This window comes from Vibrio sp. 1401, assembly GCF_033340295.1.
Genome location: NZ_JAWOWF010000027.1, coordinates 37,603 through 54,594, shown reverse-complemented (window position 1 = coordinate 54,594; position 16,992 = coordinate 37,603). Strand labels below are relative to the sequence as shown.

Genomic DNA, 16,992 nt, shown 5'->3' with positions numbered 1-16,992 from the left:
GACCGAATATGAAGCCTTGTTAGCGCTAGAAATGTTCTCTGATAAATAGGACGTCAAATACCCTCAAATCAACCGTTCCTGGACAGCCGACAGGGATAACCTCAATACCTTGTTTAATTACCCTGAGGACATCAAGAGAGCGATCAACACGACCAACGCTATCGAGTCATTGAACTGTGTGATTAGAAAAGCCATAAAAAAACGTAAGCTGTTCCCAACGGATGAATCGGCAAGGAAAGTGATCTTCTTAGCGATCCAGGATGCTTCCAAGAAGTGGACGATGCCCATCAGAAACTGGTTACAAGCCCTGAATCGCTTTATGATTATGTTCGAAGATAGACTGACAGATTATATTTAACCGTAACCTGGTAACCATACGCAAGATAAAGGAGTTATTGCAGATGGAAAGGTGTTTTAGCTTCACATAAAAAGTCCAATTCATCTACGCTTGGAGCAAGTTAATGATGTTCAGATAGTTTCTGTTTGAATTGCGTGCCCACAACACTCTTCATCTTTGATGAACTTAACTGCTTTTCTGCTTATAGTTTAGATAGCAGAAACGGAGATATGACTCGATCGGACCGATAGTTTAAAGATCTGCAAATTCAGAAATGTGCAGGGCTAGCATATTTAACGCCTCTCTCCGCTCTTCGAAATAATCATGTCGGTCATAAATCCCTTCAACACCTTTTAACTTGTGATTCAAGCACCTTTCGGCCACATGGCCGGGAGTGCCTTGTTGTGCTAATAAAGTGCGGCACGTACGGCGTAGATCATGAACGGTAAAGTGAGGCATATCCCCCATAAGATTCGGCGGCTGTTTCTTTTTACCTGGTTCATGCCCGAATAGTTTGGTAATCGCACGATTAAGCGTATCTGGCCCCATATGTGGATTTTTACTGGATCGGCGACTAGGGAATACATACTCAGAGCCTAAGCTTCTCACTTTCAGTTCTTCAAGCCACTCTAATACTGTTGTCGCTAAAGGGATAGTAAGAGCGACATTGGTTTTGCTGCGTTCTTTTGGGAGTTCCCACACTGCTTTTTCTAAATCAAACTCTTCCCATCTGGCTTCGCACAGCTCGGATTTACGCACACCTAAGCACACTAGTAAGGCGCATGCTAAATAGTTGTCACGGGTAAAGCTCATCGGGTTTTGTTTAGCGGTATTAAAAAACTGCTTGAGTTCTTCGGTAGTTAAGGCTCTATCTCTGCTCTTTTCCACACCGCCAGCATCCCGAACCGTAAATGCAGAAGCAGGGTTACCCTGCATGACGTCGAGCTTCATTCCATGGTTGAACAGTTGTTTACAATAGTTAAGGGCGTCATTCGCGATTGCGGGTTTCCCAGCAGCAGTAATGGCATTAATAGTGGTGCGAATATCACGAGCGTTGACTTGCTCGAGAGGGATATCGCCGATATGAGGGGCAATATCTTTTAAGAAGACACGTTTCGGAATGTTAGGGTGCTTTAAACGTTTTTCTAGGGATGGGTACCAGTCTGAAAATAAGTCGTTAACGGTTTTTATTTTTTCTTGCTCTGCGCGCTTGCGTTGTATGAGCGGATCAAACCCTTCACGGACTTGTTTCATTTTTTCGGCAGCTAGGAGTCGGGCGTCACGCAAAGATATGTCACTGACTTTGCCGAGTGTCATTTCGCGGCGCTTTTTGTTAGATGTGAAACGTAGCATCCAGCTAGGATAGCCAGAATGGGGAACAACCAAATACAAACCACTACCATCACCATAGCGCTTTGTTTTATCCCCACTAGTTTTAATTAATGCTTCCACTTTCTTAACTGTTAACTGAGACATCCTAACCTAACTCCACACCCATTAAATCGGCAGAACCTTACTTTACCCACCACTTTAACCACCATTTGGTGGTGGTTAAAGGTGGTTCTCTATGGACCTGTATGGAATTTTATTATAGTTAAGTTTTTGATATTAAATGCTTTAAATAACAATATGGAGGCGTATGGAAATCATTCAATATTCTGGATCTGCTCACGCATCTGTTCAATTAGAACTTTCAGTTCAACGCCCGATGCGGTGATGTCGGTGCTGATGGATTTCGACGCTAGCGTGTTCGATTCACGGTTGAACTCTTGCATCATGAAATCTAGACGACGACCGACTGCGCCACCTTTCTTCAGGATGTTTGTTGTTTCTTTTACGTGAGAATCAAGACGGTCTAGCTCTTCTGCTACGTCTGATTTCTGTGCCAGAAGGATAAGCTCTTGCTCAACGCGAGATGGGTCTAGCTCTACTTTCGCATCTTCAAATTTAGAGAACAGACGCTCACGTTGCCACTCTAGTATTTCTGGCATGCGTGCGCGCACTTTCACAACTTCTGATGTGATCGCTTCTAGGCGTTGCTCAATTAGCGCCTTCATGTTCTCGCCTTCACGAGCGCGCGCTTCAATAAATTCATCCATTGCGCCATCAAACGCTTCTAGTAGCACTTTATTTACCGCATCCATGTCTTGCTCTGGCGTTTCCATTACCCCCGGCCATTGCATGACTTGAAATGGATTGATTCGGCTCAGTTCACCAGTCATGTGCATGACTTGTTCAGCGGCTTTAATTACCTGGCTAGCAAGCGCTTCGTTGATGCTAAGCTCACCTTTTGCGGCAGGGTTTGCTTCAAAACGCAGATTACATTCTACTTTGCCTCGCGCTAAGCGCTTACGAAAGCGCTCACGTAAAACGGGCTCTAATCCGCGAAATTGTTCTGGCATGCGGAAGTATGTTTCTAAATAACGCTGGTTCACGCTGCGGATTTCCCATACCGCAGAACCCCAATCGCCTTTTACTTCTTTGCGTGCATACGCTGTCATACTGTAAATCATCGAATTTTCCTGTCTTCATTTTTTGAAAATTACTTCAAGAGTGTATCACGCTGCGTCGATAGGTGCGCGGGATGTATGGATTGTTTATGTTGTGCCAGATGCGTAACCTATGAATCCGGAATCGATTCCGTTATAATCTTCGCCCAACCAAATCGTCTTCTCCTCATATTTAAGGTAGATGCCCATGCGTCCAAACGATCGCAAGGCGGATCAAGTTCGCCCTATCAAAATTACTCGTAACTACACAGCTTACGCTGAAGGGTCAGTGCTAGTTGAGTTCGGTAACACCAAAGTGTTGTGTAATGCGACCGTAGAAGAATCTGTGCCACGTTGGCTAAAAGGTCAAGGTAAAGGCTGGGTTACAGCTGAATACGGCATGCTACCTCGAGCAACACATTCTCGTACTCGTCGTGAAGCGGCAAGTGGCAAACAAGGCGGCCGTACGATGGAAATTCAGCGTCTTATCGCGCGAAGCCTACGTGCTGTTGTCGATCTAAAAGCCATGGGTGAGTTCATGATCACCGTTGACTGTGACGTTATCCAAGCAGACGGTGGTACGCGTACTGCATCCATCAGCGGCGCAAGTGTTGCAATGGCCGATGCGTTCCAACACCTAGTAGATAGCGGCAAGCTAAAAGCAAACCCAATGAAAGGCCACGTAGCGGCAGTTTCAGTTGGTTTGCTAGGTGATGATGTTCTGTGTGACCTTGAGTACGTTGAAGATTCAGCGGCAGACACAGACATGAACGTCGTAATGACAGAAGAAGGCAAGATGATTGAAATTCAGGGCACCGCAGAAGGTGAACCGTTCAGTCACGAACAGCTGATGGCATTGCTCGAGTCGGCGAAAGTCGGCATTACGGAAATTGTCGCAGCGCAGAAGGCGGCGTTAGCCAATTGATTTAAGTAGCTCCCATTATGGGGGCTATTTTTTTATCTCGACAATAGAGAAATGAATGATTGTCGAGAAGAGACACAAGAAACCAAGGACATAGAGAGAAAATAATGAAAGCATACCAGCGTGAATTTATTGAGTTTGCACTTGAGAAAGAAGTTCTTAAGTTTGGTGAGTTTACTTTGAAATCTGGCCGTAAAAGCCCGTACTTCTTTAACGCTGGTCTTTTCAATACTGGTCGTGACCTAGCGCGTCTTGGTCGTTTTTACGCAGCAGCGCTTGCTGATTCTGGCATTGAGTTTGATGTGCTGTTTGGCCCGGCGTACAAAGGTATCCCAATCGCGACGACAACAGCAGTCGCGCTGGCGGATCACCACGATATCGACACGCCTTACTGCTTCAACCGTAAAGAAGCGAAAGATCACGGCGAAGGCGGTAACCTTGTAGGCTCTGCGCTTGAAGGTCGTATCATGCTAGTAGATGACGTAATCACAGCAGGTACTGCGATTCGTGAATCGATGGAAATCATTCAAGCAAATGGCGCAGACCTTGCTGGTGTGTTGGTTGCGATTGACCGCCAAGAAAAAGGCAAAGGTGAGTTGTCTGCGATTCAAGAAGTGGAGCGTGACTTTGGTTGTGCAATCATCTCAATCATTAGCCTGACTGACCTTGTGACTTTCCTTGAAGAGAAAGGCACAGACCAAGAGCATCTAGAAGCAGTCAAAGCGTACCGCGCAGAATACGGCATTTAATTGGTTACTTTTTCTGAAAAAGTAAAAAGGGCAGATGGATATTCATCTGCCCTTTTTTGTTTTTGGATTTATCGCCTTGACCACTTACTTATAGCGAATGCCTTTCTCGACATGCTCATCTTGCATGGTTTTATAGCGTTTATGGAGCCACATCCATTGCTCTGGAGCGCGTAGAATGACTTCTTCCACATACTTGTTCATATAAGCGGCAGCGGCGACTTCGTCTTTTTGTGGATAATCGGCTTCAATGCACTTATCGGCGATGATGTCGTATTTTCCTTCGTCATTGCGAAACCCTGAGCCTGGGATGATCGCACATTTTGAGGTATACGCCAGAATGCTCGTGCCTGTTGTCGTACACGCATCGTCTACGGCAAAGAAGGGCACAAATACTGATTTTTTGCGACCGTAATCGTGATCCGGTAAATAGAACAGACGCTCACCGCTGCGTAAAACACGAATCATCTTTTTTACATCTTTACGATCAATCAGTTTATTGCCGTTATGTGTCCGTCCCCAATACTGGATAAAGTTATAAGCAGGATTATTATGCGGACGAAACGCGCCGTACCCGGCCACGCCTAACACGGCGAAAGCACGCGCAGTGATCTCTAGATTTAGAGCATGGACACAACAAAGTAGGACGCCTTTACCTTCTTTGGCTTTTTCACGCAGTGCGCCGAGATCTTTCTCGACGATCAGGTTTTTAAAGCGCCAAGTCGGCCAGAACCAAGTGATTCCGGTTTCTATCAGTGCCATACCGGTATTTTTGAAGTTCTCTTCAACAATATGTTGAATCTCTTCAGGTGTTTTGTCTGGAAAAGCCAATTCTAAGTTACGCTGAGCAACGTGGACACGCTTTTTACCGTAGCGCATGCCAAGTTTGCCGAGTGAACGACCTAATGAAAGCAGCAGCCGATAAGGAAGAATATTGACGAGGATGGCCAACAGACCAAAACCAAGCCATACGCCCCAGTTACGAGGGTGAAGAAGTGAAAGAGAAAACTCGGGCTGCGTGTATTTGTCTTTACTCATAGTCTTTTACTTTATTTGTGCACTCAAAAGCGCCCAGTACTCGTCAAAGTTTGCAGTCGGCTGGTATTTAAAGTCGCTACGCACAAAGCGGTTTAGGCTCCCCTCAACTTGTCCCAGAATTTGCGCGGCTAGGATGCGCTCTTCGACAGGGAAAGACTTCCCTTCACGAATCTTACGTTCACGCAGGATTTGGCGCAATTGTGTTTCTATACGCTCAAAGAGTTGATTGATGCGTTCACGTAGACGTTCATTTTCAAACATTAGAGCATGACCCGACAAAATGCGTGTCAGACCTGGGTTACGTTCAGAGAACGCCAAAATAAGGTGCATCACCATACGAATACGCTCTAGTGTATCTTTTTCGTCGTCTAGAATACGGTTGATACGTGTCATCAAGGCTTCTTCAATGAACTCAATCAACCCTTCGAACATGCGCGCTTTACTTGGGAAATGACGATACAGCGCGGCTTCTGAAACGCCGACTTGCTTGGCCAGTTTTGCCGTAGTAATGCGTGAAGCGCCTTCTGTTGATTCAAGCATTTCTGCTAATGCTTGTAAGATCTCTTCACGACGGTTGGATTTTTTACTGCCGGCCATTAGTTACTTCCTTTCAAAATACAAAGTTGAGCGGAGGGGATTATAAGACGCTATTTCGCCTCAAACTAGACCACTAAGGGTGGAATGGGAGATTTAACACCCTTAGTTGTCATTTTTGTACCAAATTTATGCCAGCTTTTGTAAAAAATTGGCAGGGTTTTCAAACGTTAGTTACATCAATTGATGCATTTTTTCGAGAATTTTAAAGCTCAATGCTTCTTTTGATTCTAAAGCGAGCGCAAGTTCACCTTCAGGCCAGTAAAGGGTAATCGCGTTGTCGTTGCTGTTAAATCCTTGCCCTGCAACCGAAACGTCGTTTGCACAGATCATATCGAGGTTTTTCTTCGTTAACTTGCCTCGAGCATAGGTCTCTACATCATTGGTTTCAGCCGCAAAACCGACGGTAAACGGACGCTTCTCCGTCATTGCTGCCACAGATGCAACAATATCAGGATTTTTAACCATATTAATGACCATTTCGTCGTTGTCTTCTGTCTTTTTCAACTTTTGAGACGCGATCGTTTGTGGGCGGTAGTCGGCAACGGCAGCGCAGCTAATAAAGGCATCATGCTGGTTTGCATGTGTCATAACGGCTTCGTGCATCTCTTGTGCGCTGGAAACATTTATGCGCTCAACACCTACGGGCGTATTTAAACTGACAGGACCGCTCACGAGGGTGACTTTTGCTCCCATCTGCGCTGCGGCGCTCGCCAATGCATAGCCCATTTTCCCGGAGCTATGGTTAGTAATGTAACGCACTGGATCAATCGCTTCGCGAGTTGGTCCGGCGGTAATGAGTATCGACTTGCCTTCTAGTAATTTTGGTTGAAAGAACTGTTCACATAGATGTACTAGCTGCATTGGTTCCAGCATTCGACCTGGTCCTACATCACCACAGGCTTGCTCTCCTGCCGCAGGGCCCCAGATGTGCATACCACGACGCGCTAACGTAGCGATGTTCTCTTGGGTTGCGATATTGCGATACATCTGTTGATTCATCGCAGGAGAAACGGCAACAGGGGAATCCGTCGCGAGCACGAGCGTAGTAAGTAAATCGTTCCCCATGCCTGCGGACATGCGCGCGATTAAGTCCGCGGTCGCGGGCGCTAATAGCACTAAATCTGCCCATTTGGCCAATTCAATATGGCCCATAGAGGCTTCCGCTGCTGGGTCTAGTAAACTGTCCGAGACAGGACGGCCCGAAACGGCTTGCATGGTTAAAGGGGTAATGAACTCTTTTGCGGCTTTCGTCATTACAACTTGAACTTGCGCTCCTCTCTCTATGAGGCGACGGGTTAGCTCCGCACATTTATACGCGGCAATACCGCCACTGATGCCGAGTAGAATTTTCTTTCCTGCTAGTGTTTGCATGTGAGATCTCCAATTTGATGGCCGGATTTTAACACAATTCAAAGTCTGACCGCCCGAGCATATATAACGAGAAGATAATTCACATCAAACTCCAGAGTATTAATCTGACCGAGGAAGGGAAAATTCTCGCCTACCTCACAGACAAGTTGCGCGGAGTTTGCAAGTCTGAAAAGAAAAAGAGGTAGTGGAAACCATGGTGTTGAAAAGTCGAAACAAATTGCTGCTGATAACCCTAATTCCGCTGTTGTTGATCACCACGTTGATCTCAGTGGTGTATTACATCAACAGCAGTAAAAGTTTGGAAGCGGAGCTGGCAAGAGACAGGCAAGAGCTCATCGAAACAAAAAAGAAAGAGTTACAAGCCTACATGATGATGGGCGTGACGGCGATAAAACCGTTATACGACGCGGATGTAAATGGAAGTAATAAAGAGGCAGCAAAAGAAATTCTGAAAGCCATGCGCTTTGAAAGCGATGGCTACTTTTTTGCCTACGACTCTCAAGGTGTGAATACGTTGCACGCCATCAAGCCTGCATTAGAGGGTAAAAACCTTTACGACTTAAAAGATGAAAATGGGGTCGCAGTTATTGCGGGCTTGATTGACGCTTCTCAAAAAGGGGATGGGTTCCTCTATTTCTCGTGGCACAAACCGACCATTGACGCACAAGCGCCTAAGTTGGGCTATGCAGAATATCTATCGAAATGGGACTGGGTTTTAGGTACTGGCGTTTATATTGATGACATCGACCAGCAAGTTGCGATGCACAGAGAGTTAAAGACTCAAGAGCTAAAAGAGCATACGTTATCTGCCGTGTTGATTTCCGTTATTGGATTGATCATTACCAGTGTTCTCACCAGTATCGTGGTGTCTAAAGGCATTCAGCCATTACAACATGTCGCGGCTTCATTAAAAGATGTTGCCGCAGGCGGCGGTGACTTAACGGCTCGTTTAAAAGTCGAAAGTCAGGATGAAGTCGGTGAAGTGGCGGCCGCGTTTAATGAGTTTATGGATAAGCTGCACCCACTGATGCAGGACATTCATCGCTCTGCGACGACAGTACAGACCGTTTCCCAAAGCCTGAACATTCAGACCAGCCAAGCGAGCGGTCAAATGCAGGATCACTGTTTAGAGACGGACAAAGTCGTGACGGCAGTGACGCAAATGAGCATGACTGCCAAAGAAGTAGCCAGCAATACTAATGCGACCGCGCAGGCAATTGACGATGCCAACAGTCAAGTCACCGCCGCTCAGCATGAGGTTGAGCAAGCAATAGAAGGCATTACCGAACTCGTGACGGAGATAGACAGCACGTCAGATGCAACTTCTGAGTTGAGTTTACAGACCGAAAAAATAACCAAAGTGCTGGATGTGATTGGCGAGATAGCCGAGCAAACGAATTTGTTGGCTCTAAATGCGGCGATTGAAGCGGCTAGAGCCGGTGAGCAAGGTCGAGGGTTTGCCGTCGTTGCGGATGAAGTGCGCTCGTTAGCCAGTCGTACGCAAAATAGTACTCATGAAATTGGCGACATGCTCAAGCAGCTACAAAATGGTGTATCAAGAGCGGTCAGTACGATGTCGGTGAGCCAAAAACGAGGTGTCAAAACGGCGGAAGAATCTGCGCTCATTCAGCAATCTCTTTCTGGTGTTCATCATTCTATCGGAACAATTCGAGATATGGGTATTCAAACCGCGTCTGCCGCAGAAGAACAAAGCGCGGTTGCAGAAGACATCAACCAAAACTTAGTGGCTATTCAACAGATCGTGAACAACATTAATGAGACGTTGCAGCATGCCGAGTCAATCAGCACGCAGCTATCACAGTCTGGAACGGAAATTCACGGCTTGGTTGGCAACTTTAAACTCTGATGAACTGTTAAGTTGCATGGAAAGCACTGATGGTACGAAGAAAGCGAAAGTCATACTCGACTTTCGCTTTTTGTTTTGTGGAATAGGGACACTTTCCATATAAAGAGACATCAGATGATACTGAAAGCTTTGCCAAATGAGTCCATGCCCAGAGAGAAGCTACTGCAACGAGGGCCGCAAGCTTTGACCGATGCTGAGCTACTGGCCATCTTCTTGCGCACAGGCACCCGCGGAATGAACGTGATTGAGCTCGCAGACTTCCTTATTCAAGACTTTGGTTCGCTCAGACAACTATTTTCAGCATCAGAAGAAGAGTTTTGTCGTCACAAAGGATTAGGGCAAGCCAAGTATGTTCAATTGCAAGCTGTACTAGAAATGACACAACGTTACTTGGCGGAGACGCTAAAGCGTGGTGATGCCTTAACCAGCCCCGACCAAACTAAGTTATATCTGTCTTCTATTTTAAGGGATCGGCAAAGAGAGGCTTTTTATATTCTTTTTCTCGATAACCAGCACCGAGTGATAAAAGATGAAATTTTATTTGAAGGAACGTTGGATGCAGCGTCGGTGTATCCGAGAGAAGTCGTCAAGCGTGCTCTGCATCATAACGCGGCGGCTTTGATTTTGGCGCACAATCATCCTTCAGGGGTTGCTGAGCCGAGCCAAGCTGACAGAAGGATTACAAGGCGTCTCACCGACGCATTAGCATTGGTGGATATTCGTATTTTGGACCATTTCGTCATCGGAGATGGGGAAAGTGTCTCTTTTGCTGAAAGAGGCTGGATATAACTGTGCGTTTTTTAGGTTGTTAGTTGCTAAAAATCTGCTATCATCCACGCCACTAAATTTTTAACTGAATTCAGCTTGGACTGCTAAAAAAATCTGCTGTCTAAAAAAAGATCACGAAAACCTGTAAAAAGGATCTGTTCGGGTCTTGAGCAATGCATATCAAGTTAGTATAATGCGCGACCTTTGATAGCCTTGTATGGATTTTCCATAGCGGTTCTTAACCTCTAACTTCTTTTCGAGAGATAGAGAGGTTCGGCCACCAAGGTTGATATCGAGCTGAAACGATTTTGGAGAAGACATTCATGTCACGAGTATGCCAAGTAACTGGTAAGCGTCCAGTAACGGGTAACAACCGTTCACACGCACGAAATGCTACTAAGCGTCGTTTTCTGCCGAACCTACAAACTCATCGTTTCTGGGTAGAGAGCGAAAAACGTTTTGTTAAACTACGTCTATCTGCTAAAGGTATGCGCATCATCGACAAGAAAGGTATTGATACTGTTCTTGCAGACATGCGTGCACGTGGCGAAAACGTTTAAGAGGAAATAAGCAATGGCAAAGAAAGGCGTTCGTGAGAAAATCCGTCTAGTATCTTCTGCAGGTACAGGCCACTTCTACACAACTGATAAGAACAAGCGTAACATGCCAGGCAAATTTGAGATCAAAAAGTTTGATCCAGTAGTTCGCCAGCACGTTATGTACAAAGAAGCAAAAATCAAATAATTGGTTTCAGTCTCTTTGATGAATTGAAAAACCCAACTTTCGAGTTGGGTTTTTTATTACGTGAATAAAAGTGCTGAAGAAAAGGTTCAGTACGTCATCGGGTTATAAGGCACTGCTGAAGTTATTCTACTGGTCCGACTCGATACTCGAATTTTTGAGTGATCGCCTCTGCCGCTTAGTCACCACTCCCTACACACTTGCATACCGTTGTTCTAGTCAAGCTCAATACTCTTTGGTAATTTACTCATAACGATAAGAGAGTAGAGATGGTTATGCGTGTGAGTCCGGCTCGTCGCCGCCGATGGAACAATATTCTTATTCTGGGCATTATCGCATTTATAGTGATCTTAAATGCGCCAATGTGGATCAAAACTTACCTATTAACAGATCAAGCAGACCCTTACCCAAATGTACTTCGCTCCGACTATACGGTGGAGTCTTTGTACTATAGTGGCTGGGAGTTCGAGCTGCATGGTGGACGGTGGCAATCCAACATCAAAGTTGATGCACCGATCAGTGAACTTGTATCACGCTGGCAATCATTGGAAGGGACCGAGCTTACCTCAGAACAGTACGATCATTTAAAACCTAACCTGGCGGTACCTGAAACGGTAGAAGTTTGGTATCAGGATCTCGAAGAGCCGCAGCGGGTGACTTTCTTTCGTTTACCTGATTTTTGGCTATTTAAAACCTGGCAAGACAAATGGGTCGCTATCTCCGTCGATGAAAACTACCTTATGCCAGAGTAGAGCCTTTTTGCGCCTATACCCCTAATAAGCTTCCCTATTTATCGTTTTTCTTTTCGATTATGCTAGCAGCGAGAACTATTAGCCGGTGAATTGGAGAATCAAATGCCTGAATTACCTGAAGTTGAAGTAAGCCGAATGGGCATCAGCCCACATATGATTGGCCAAACGATCAAGGCATTTGTATTTAGAACCCCGAAACTGCGTTGGGATATCCCGCAAGAGCTTAAAAAGCTAGAAGGGCAGGTGATTCGTAACATCAGTCGCCGCGCTAAGTATCTGTTGATAGAAACGGACGAAGGAACTGCGATTGTTCACTTAGGTATGTCGGGTTCACTGCGTGTGTTAGATGCTGATTTTCCTCCAGCAAAACACGATCATGTGGATCTCAAACTGAGTAATGGCAAAGTGCTGCGCTACAACGATCCACGTCGTTTTGGCGCATGGCTGTGGAGCGCACCCAATGAGCCACATGCAGTTTTAGGTAATATGGGACCAGAGCCTTTAACTGAAGAGTTCAACGCGGACTACGTAGCAGAGAAAGCCAAAGGTAAGCGCGTAGCGATTAAGCAGTTCATCATGGACAACAAAATCGTCGTCGGAGTCGGAAATATCTACGCCAACGAATCATTGTTTAAATCACGCATTCATCCCACTCGCCCTGCAGGAAAACTAACTAAGAAGGAATGGCGATTGTTGGTGGAGAACATCAAAGCCACGCTAGAGATCGCCATCCAACAAGGCGGAACCACACTGAAAGACTTCGCCCAAGCAGATGGCAAACCGGGTTATTTCGCACAAGAGTTATTAGTTTACGGAAAAGCCGGAGAGCCATGCCCAGAATGTGGCGAAGCTCTCCAAGAGCAGAAAATAGGCCAACGTAATACCTTCTTCTGCGGGGAATGTCAGAAGTAAACTGCTTTAGTTATTAAACTTCTTTGGGCCGTATTCTCGGCCCATTTTGATGAGGTGGTAACCATTCATCACTAAATTTAGCGTCATACTTTTTGCTTTATTAAGCAGTTTCATTGTAGCAACGAGATAATCTTTATCGCCTTGGCGTTTTCTATTACCAATAACCGATGGCTTATTGCCTCCACGTAAGCCTGCCTGCCTTACTCCAAACATTGCTTGCCTGTGCAACCAGGTATTACGCAGGAAGACGTCTACAGGGAATTGGAACGTTTTACTTGCATCAATAAATGCTCGTGCCGCCGAAGGGCTGATAGCATAAGAGGTTGTACACTGTGGTACTTTTAGATACTTAACCAGTCTTTGAGAACCATATTGTTTCACATCGTAGAACATGCCGCGATTACTAGTGTTTTCTGGACGAATATACCCACAGCTTTCGATATTTTCGGCAACGGCCTTCAATGTGTTTAGGAATAATTCGTCTTCAATGCTGAGATCATCTTCAAAAATGATGATAGGTTCGTTGAGCTCAACGCATTTTTGCCAGAGTAGGTAATGGCTCGCATAACATCCCGCCTCACCGATGATGCATGGGCGTCCCATGTTGAATTCAAACTGGCGGCTATCTAAGTGACCCAATAAAGGATGAGTGTCTTTACGTGCATCGACGCCGTAGAAAACCTCACAATCTAAACCGATTCTCTTTAGGGTGTTTAATGTTGTCTCTTGCCTGTCTTCACAGCCTTTTAAAGTGATACAAAATGCTTTCATAGTGACTCAGAATTGGTGTTCTATCTAAAGTAAGGTAATTTTTTTATTTGTTTTACTGGCTCAGAAAGAAACTGGTTCAGAGCTTCTCCATTGAGTACTTTTTCGTACTTCTCTATGTAAGCCTTGGCCATTGAAATATGATCAAACGTGTCTCGAGCGTATTCGTGACACAGTTTTGGATTGTAGCTTCCATGTTTAATTGCGTCCGCTAGTTCATCTTCAATATTTGATAATGAGCCAAACTCTGGCGCGTTAATTAACTCTGGCAGTGAACCATATGGTGTGGCAAACACGGGTGTCCCCATAAACAGGCTTTCTGTAATGGCTAAGCCAAATGGTTCTTCCCAAGTAACAGGAAAGATCAAGCCTTTAGAGCGCTCGAGTACTGTACACTTCTCTGTGTTGTTAACCATGCCGTGAAATTTAACATGGCGATCTAAAGTGAGGCGAAATCCCATTTTAAAATTCAATCGATGTCCACCTAAAACATCCAAAGCGACATTGGCTTTTTTCGTAATATCTATTGCGCCTTGCACGTTTTTTAAACGCCAAGCGGCTTTGCCAAGGAAGTGATAGCGGTTATCTCTTTTATTCAGTTCTAAATTGGGCTGATGATAATCACTCCAATCTAGGCCATTGTATACAAAGGCTTCACAACCATGGTTCAGAGCGTGTTTTTGAGAAACGAAAATTGAATTAGGATCGTTTTTTTGGGCCACGGTGTTGTTACCGTGACGAGTGATGACATAAGGCTTTTTAGTGCAACTGCCACCGACATGGAAGTGAACGACATCAACTTCGTCGGGAATTTGTTCATCAATAGATAGGTTTGGTTGCTGGGTAATACATGTCGCCCAATCGCATGTCATAGGTTCAGGGTTAAGAATGTAAACGCTATGACCCAGTTGATGAAGCGCTTTCATTAAGCTCCAAACAACGCGTTCTGTACCACCATAAGTTACAGGGGGTAGCGTGCCTTTACACACAATTAATACGTTCATAGAAATTCTTTTCTTTTGTTCGAGTAATTATTTCTTGGCTTTTTGAGCAAGTGCGAGTTCAACGGGAGCAGGGACAAATCGGCTAATTTCACCACCATGTAAAGCCACCTCTCTCACAATCGTAGAGGATAAGAATGCGTACTCGTCATCTGGGGTAAGGAAAACACTTTCTAGTCCCGGCAATAGCTTTCGATACATACTGGTTAAGCCGAACTCATATTCGAAATCGACGGTAGTTCTTAAGCCTCGAATGAGAATGTTTGCGTTTTGCGCTTTTGCAAAATCGACTAGTAGACCAGTAAAGCCTTCTACATTGACATTTGAAAGGTGGCTAATAGAGCGTTCTACTAGCTGTACACGCTCTTCCAGCGTGAACATCGTTTTTTTAGAAGGACTAGCGGCAACACCAATAGTGATAGAGTCGAACATTTTGGCTGCGCGCTCTATGAGGTTAAGGTGGCCGTTTGTAATAGGGTCGAAAGTTCCCGGATAAATGACGTGTGTGGCACTATGACCTTGTTGTTTCATATGCAGCTCGTTGTGTTTGTCAAAAGTGTCAAAAAACGCTTAAAAGTAGTAGTATGATACATCATCGACTCGAGAATAGATAACATCTACAAACATAGGTGTGATAAGGGCATAACGTTTTAATGAAACTTTTTTACTATATAAAAAACCTGCTGTTGACCATTGCTCCACAAGCGTATTTTGCTTACAACAAAAACAAACTAGAAAAGAAGTTTCAAGGTCAAATGGAGTTAGTCCAAGAGCGAGTGGATTACTATTGTAAAATAAATACTCCGAGCGAGCTGGATTCCAGTAAATCGACCAGTTTGAGTTGTTTCTCACATAAAGGTCAAAGTGCATATACGTATGATCTTAAAGAGTTCCTCCGTTATTTCCCTGATACTAATCCGTTTTGTTATTACTTTGGGGATGAAGTCGCCGTAGAAGATTGCCCAACGCTTTATAAGGCTAGGCCGATTGAGGGTAACAACGACAATTCAGTTCTGTTCAAACTCAACAAGCGTAGACACTTCCAGTTTGTAAACGACGCATTAGGCTTTCACGATAAGAAAGATATGGCGGTTTTCCGTGGTTTTGTGAAACGGGTCCATCGTATTCGATTTATGGAAGCAATGTTTGACAACCCTATGATGGATGCTGGTCAATCTAACCCTTCTCAAGAGCACCCAGAATGGCAAAAAGAATTTATGTCCATTCAAGATCAATTGAAGTACAAGTTTATCATTTGTCTTGAAGGTAACGATGTTGCAACTAATTTGAAGTGGGCAATGTCTTCGAACTCTGTCGTAGTGACGCCTAAGATGCGTTTTGAAACGTGGTTTATGGAAGGTACGCTACAACCAGGAGTTCATTATGTTGAAGTGAAAGATGATTGGTCTGACTTTGACGAGAAAATTAATTATTACCTTGAAAACCCAGATAAAGCTGAAACCATGATTGAAAATGCGCATCGACATGTGGCCCAATTTCAGGATGAACAATTGGAAAGCTTAATCTGTATCAAGACGCTCGAGAAATACTTCAAGCTATGTCAGTAATGCTCTTAAACCAAAAGCCTAAATTATCATGAGTTTATTCACTTCACCTCCGTCTCATTTGTGTGTATTGCGTTTGTCGGCCATTGGCGATGTTTGCCACGCGATCGCAGTGGTTCAAGCTATTCAAAAGCATTGGCCGCAAACCAAGATAACTTGGATTACCGGCAAAATAGAGGCGCAACTGATTGGTGATTTGCCCGACATTAATGTGATTGTTTTTGATAAGTCACAAGGCCTTAAAGGGATGAAGGCTGTGTGGAAACAGCTAAAGGGCACTAAATTTGATGTTTTGCTGCACATGCAGGCAGCCTTGAGAGCGAGTGTTTTGTCTTTGGGCATTCAAGCAAAGTACAAAGTGGGTTTTAGCAAGAATAGAACAAGAGAAGGGCAGTGGTGGTTCACTAATCGTCACTTACCTAATACAACGGCAATGCATGTCTTAGATAACATGGCTGAATTTGCTAAGTATATTGGTGTTCCATTCAGCCAGCCAACGTGGAATATCCCATTACCCAGTGAATCAGTCGATTACGCTAAAGGTATTACCCGAGGTCGAAAGTGTGTCGTGATTTCTGCTGCGGCAAGCAAGGACTCTCGTAACTGGTTAGTGGAGCGATACGCAGCTATCGCCGATTACGCATCGTCTTTGGGACTTCATGTGATCCTATGTGGCTCACCAGCGGAAAGAGAAAAGCAATTGGCACATAAAATTGAGTCACTGTGCGAGCAGCCCGTCACTAATATCGTCGGTGAAACAAGTTTAAAGCAACTGACCGCTGTATTGCGTGAAGCCACTGTTGTTATTAGCCCTGACTCCGGTCCCGCTCACTTGGCGACGACTCAAATGACACCTGTGATTGGTTTATATGCGCATAGTGATCCTAGACGTACTGGACCTTATAACGATTTGGAAAATGTCGCGAGTGTCTACCAACAACATGTTGAAGAACAAAAAGGTCAGTCCGTAGACTCACTTGCATGGGGCACGCGTGCTAAAGGGGATAACTTAATGGCCGCAATTACCGTAGAGCAGGTGCAAGAAAAGCTCGATAAAGTGTTAGAGAATCTCTCTTAGCCAACAATAATAAGCTAAGAGAGTAATACGATTTTACAAG

At 44.8% G+C, this 16,992-nt stretch carries 18 protein-coding genes and 1 pseudogene; 11 read left to right on the top strand and 8 right to left on the bottom strand.

The annotated features are described in order from the left end of the window. Window position 1: 1 nt before the first annotated feature. Window positions 2-358 (top strand): annotated as a pseudogene (locus R7Z77_RS14690) (transposase); the annotation flags it as partial. 231 nt (window positions 359-589) lie between these two features. On the opposite strand, the gene R7Z77_RS14685 reads toward R7Z77_RS14690, so the two are convergent. Continuing rightward, a complete protein-coding gene (locus tag R7Z77_RS14685; RefSeq protein ID WP_064377023.1) occupies window positions 590-1,813 on the bottom strand; it encodes a tyrosine-type recombinase/integrase in 1,224 nt (407 codons plus the stop codon). Window positions 1,814-1,983: 170 nt separating this feature from the next. Continuing rightward, the gene (locus R7Z77_RS14680; RefSeq protein ID WP_005384776.1) at window positions 1,984-2,850 is read right to left on the bottom strand and encodes a YicC/YloC family endoribonuclease; all 867 of its coding nucleotides are present in this window, start codon (window positions 2,848-2,850) and stop codon (window positions 1,984-1,986) included. 184 nt (window positions 2,851-3,034) lie between these two features. Here R7Z77_RS14680 and rph point away from each other — a divergent pair, with 184 nt between their 5' ends. Beyond that, window positions 3,035-3,751 carry a ribonuclease PH gene (gene rph / locus R7Z77_RS14675; protein ID WP_017634994.1) on the top strand — a complete coding sequence of 239 codons (717 nt, stop codon included), beginning with the start codon at window positions 3,035-3,037 and terminating at the stop codon, window positions 3,749-3,751. 104 nt (window positions 3,752-3,855) lie between these two features. After that, window positions 3,856-4,497: an orotate phosphoribosyltransferase gene (gene pyrE / locus R7Z77_RS14670; RefSeq protein WP_213964889.1), complete on the top strand. Its 642-nt coding sequence runs from the start codon at window positions 3,856-3,858 to the stop codon at window positions 4,495-4,497. An 84-nt stretch (window positions 4,498-4,581) separates the two neighbouring features. On the opposite strand, the gene R7Z77_RS14665 is transcribed toward pyrE, so the two are convergent. The 3 genes from R7Z77_RS14665 to coaBC all read right to left on the bottom strand — a co-directional run bounded on the left by R7Z77_RS14665 (window position 4,582) and on the right by coaBC (window position 7,500). Continuing rightward, window positions 4,582-5,532, bottom strand: a complete 951-nt coding sequence (locus R7Z77_RS14665; RefSeq protein ID WP_033905948.1) for a Kdo(2)-lipid IV(A) acyltransferase — start codon at window positions 5,530-5,532, stop codon at window positions 4,582-4,584. 6 nt (window positions 5,533-5,538) lie between these two features. Next, the gene (gene slmA, locus R7Z77_RS14660) at window positions 5,539-6,129 is read right to left on the bottom strand and encodes a nucleoid occlusion factor SlmA (RefSeq protein ID WP_005395778.1); all 591 of its coding nucleotides are present in this window, start codon (window positions 6,127-6,129) and stop codon (window positions 5,539-5,541) included. Window positions 6,130-6,300: 171 nt separating this feature from the next. Then, window positions 6,301-7,500: a bifunctional phosphopantothenoylcysteine decarboxylase/phosphopantothenate--cysteine ligase CoaBC gene (gene coaBC, locus R7Z77_RS14655; protein WP_017820705.1), complete on the bottom strand. Its 1,200-nt coding sequence runs from the start codon at window positions 7,498-7,500 to the stop codon at window positions 6,301-6,303. A gap of 193 nt (window positions 7,501-7,693) precedes the next feature. On the opposite strand from coaBC, the gene R7Z77_RS14650 reads away from it, so the two are divergent. The 6 genes from R7Z77_RS14650 to mutM all read left to right on the top strand — a co-directional run bounded on the left by R7Z77_RS14650 (window position 7,694) and on the right by mutM (window position 12,540). After that, window positions 7,694-9,367 carry a methyl-accepting chemotaxis protein gene (locus R7Z77_RS14650; protein WP_318136728.1) on the top strand — a complete coding sequence of 558 codons (1,674 nt, stop codon included), beginning with the start codon at window positions 7,694-7,696 and terminating at the stop codon, window positions 9,365-9,367. A 114-nt stretch (window positions 9,368-9,481) separates the two neighbouring features. Beyond that, entirely contained in the window at window positions 9,482-10,156 is a 675-nt protein-coding gene (gene radC / locus R7Z77_RS14645; protein WP_025768320.1) for a RadC family protein, read from the top strand. A gap of 302 nt (window positions 10,157-10,458) precedes the next feature. Further along, window positions 10,459-10,695 (top strand): 50S ribosomal protein L28, encoded by a 237-nt coding sequence (gene rpmB, locus R7Z77_RS14640; protein ID WP_005384783.1) that lies wholly within the window; start codon window positions 10,459-10,461, stop codon window positions 10,693-10,695. 13 nt (window positions 10,696-10,708) lie between these two features. Next, window positions 10,709-10,879 (top strand): 50S ribosomal protein L33, encoded by a 171-nt coding sequence (gene rpmG, locus R7Z77_RS14635; RefSeq protein WP_004410866.1) that lies wholly within the window; start codon window positions 10,709-10,711, stop codon window positions 10,877-10,879. 272 nt (window positions 10,880-11,151) lie between these two features. Next, window positions 11,152-11,628: a hypothetical protein gene (locus R7Z77_RS14630; protein ID WP_318136727.1), complete on the top strand. Its 477-nt coding sequence runs from the start codon at window positions 11,152-11,154 to the stop codon at window positions 11,626-11,628. A gap of 102 nt (window positions 11,629-11,730) precedes the next feature. After that, window positions 11,731-12,540, top strand: coding sequence for a bifunctional DNA-formamidopyrimidine glycosylase/DNA-(apurinic or apyrimidinic site) lyase (gene mutM / locus R7Z77_RS14625; protein WP_104975754.1), 810 nt, complete (start codon window positions 11,731-11,733; stop codon window positions 12,538-12,540). A 6-nt stretch (window positions 12,541-12,546) separates the two neighbouring features. On the opposite strand, the gene R7Z77_RS14620 is transcribed toward mutM, so the two are convergent. From R7Z77_RS14620 to coaD, 3 genes are read right to left on the bottom strand one after another with little or no spacing between them, the layout of a single operon-like run. Further along, on the bottom strand, window positions 12,547-13,311 hold the full coding sequence (locus tag R7Z77_RS14620; protein ID WP_213967901.1) for a glycosyltransferase family 25 protein: 765 nt from the start codon (window positions 13,309-13,311) through the stop codon (window positions 12,547-12,549). A 20-nt stretch (window positions 13,312-13,331) separates the two neighbouring features. Beyond that, entirely contained in the window at window positions 13,332-14,312 is a 981-nt protein-coding gene (locus R7Z77_RS14615) for a glycosyltransferase (RefSeq protein WP_213964885.1), read from the bottom strand. A 27-nt stretch (window positions 14,313-14,339) separates the two neighbouring features. Then, window positions 14,340-14,840, bottom strand: coding sequence for a pantetheine-phosphate adenylyltransferase (coaD, locus tag R7Z77_RS14610; RefSeq protein ID WP_045368180.1), 501 nt, complete (start codon window positions 14,838-14,840; stop codon window positions 14,340-14,342). A gap of 122 nt (window positions 14,841-14,962) precedes the next feature. On the opposite strand from coaD, the gene R7Z77_RS14605 reads away from it, so the two are divergent. Together R7Z77_RS14605 and R7Z77_RS14600 are read left to right on the top strand one after the other, a co-directional pair. Further along, window positions 14,963-15,877, top strand: a complete 915-nt coding sequence (locus tag R7Z77_RS14605) for a glycosyl transferase family 90 (protein WP_318136726.1) — start codon at window positions 14,963-14,965, stop codon at window positions 15,875-15,877. Window positions 15,878-15,905: 28 nt separating this feature from the next. Continuing rightward, window positions 15,906-16,952 carry a glycosyltransferase family 9 protein gene (locus R7Z77_RS14600; RefSeq protein WP_104975759.1) on the top strand — a complete coding sequence of 349 codons (1,047 nt, stop codon included), beginning with the start codon at window positions 15,906-15,908 and terminating at the stop codon, window positions 16,950-16,952. Window positions 16,953-16,992 lie beyond the last annotated feature (40 nt).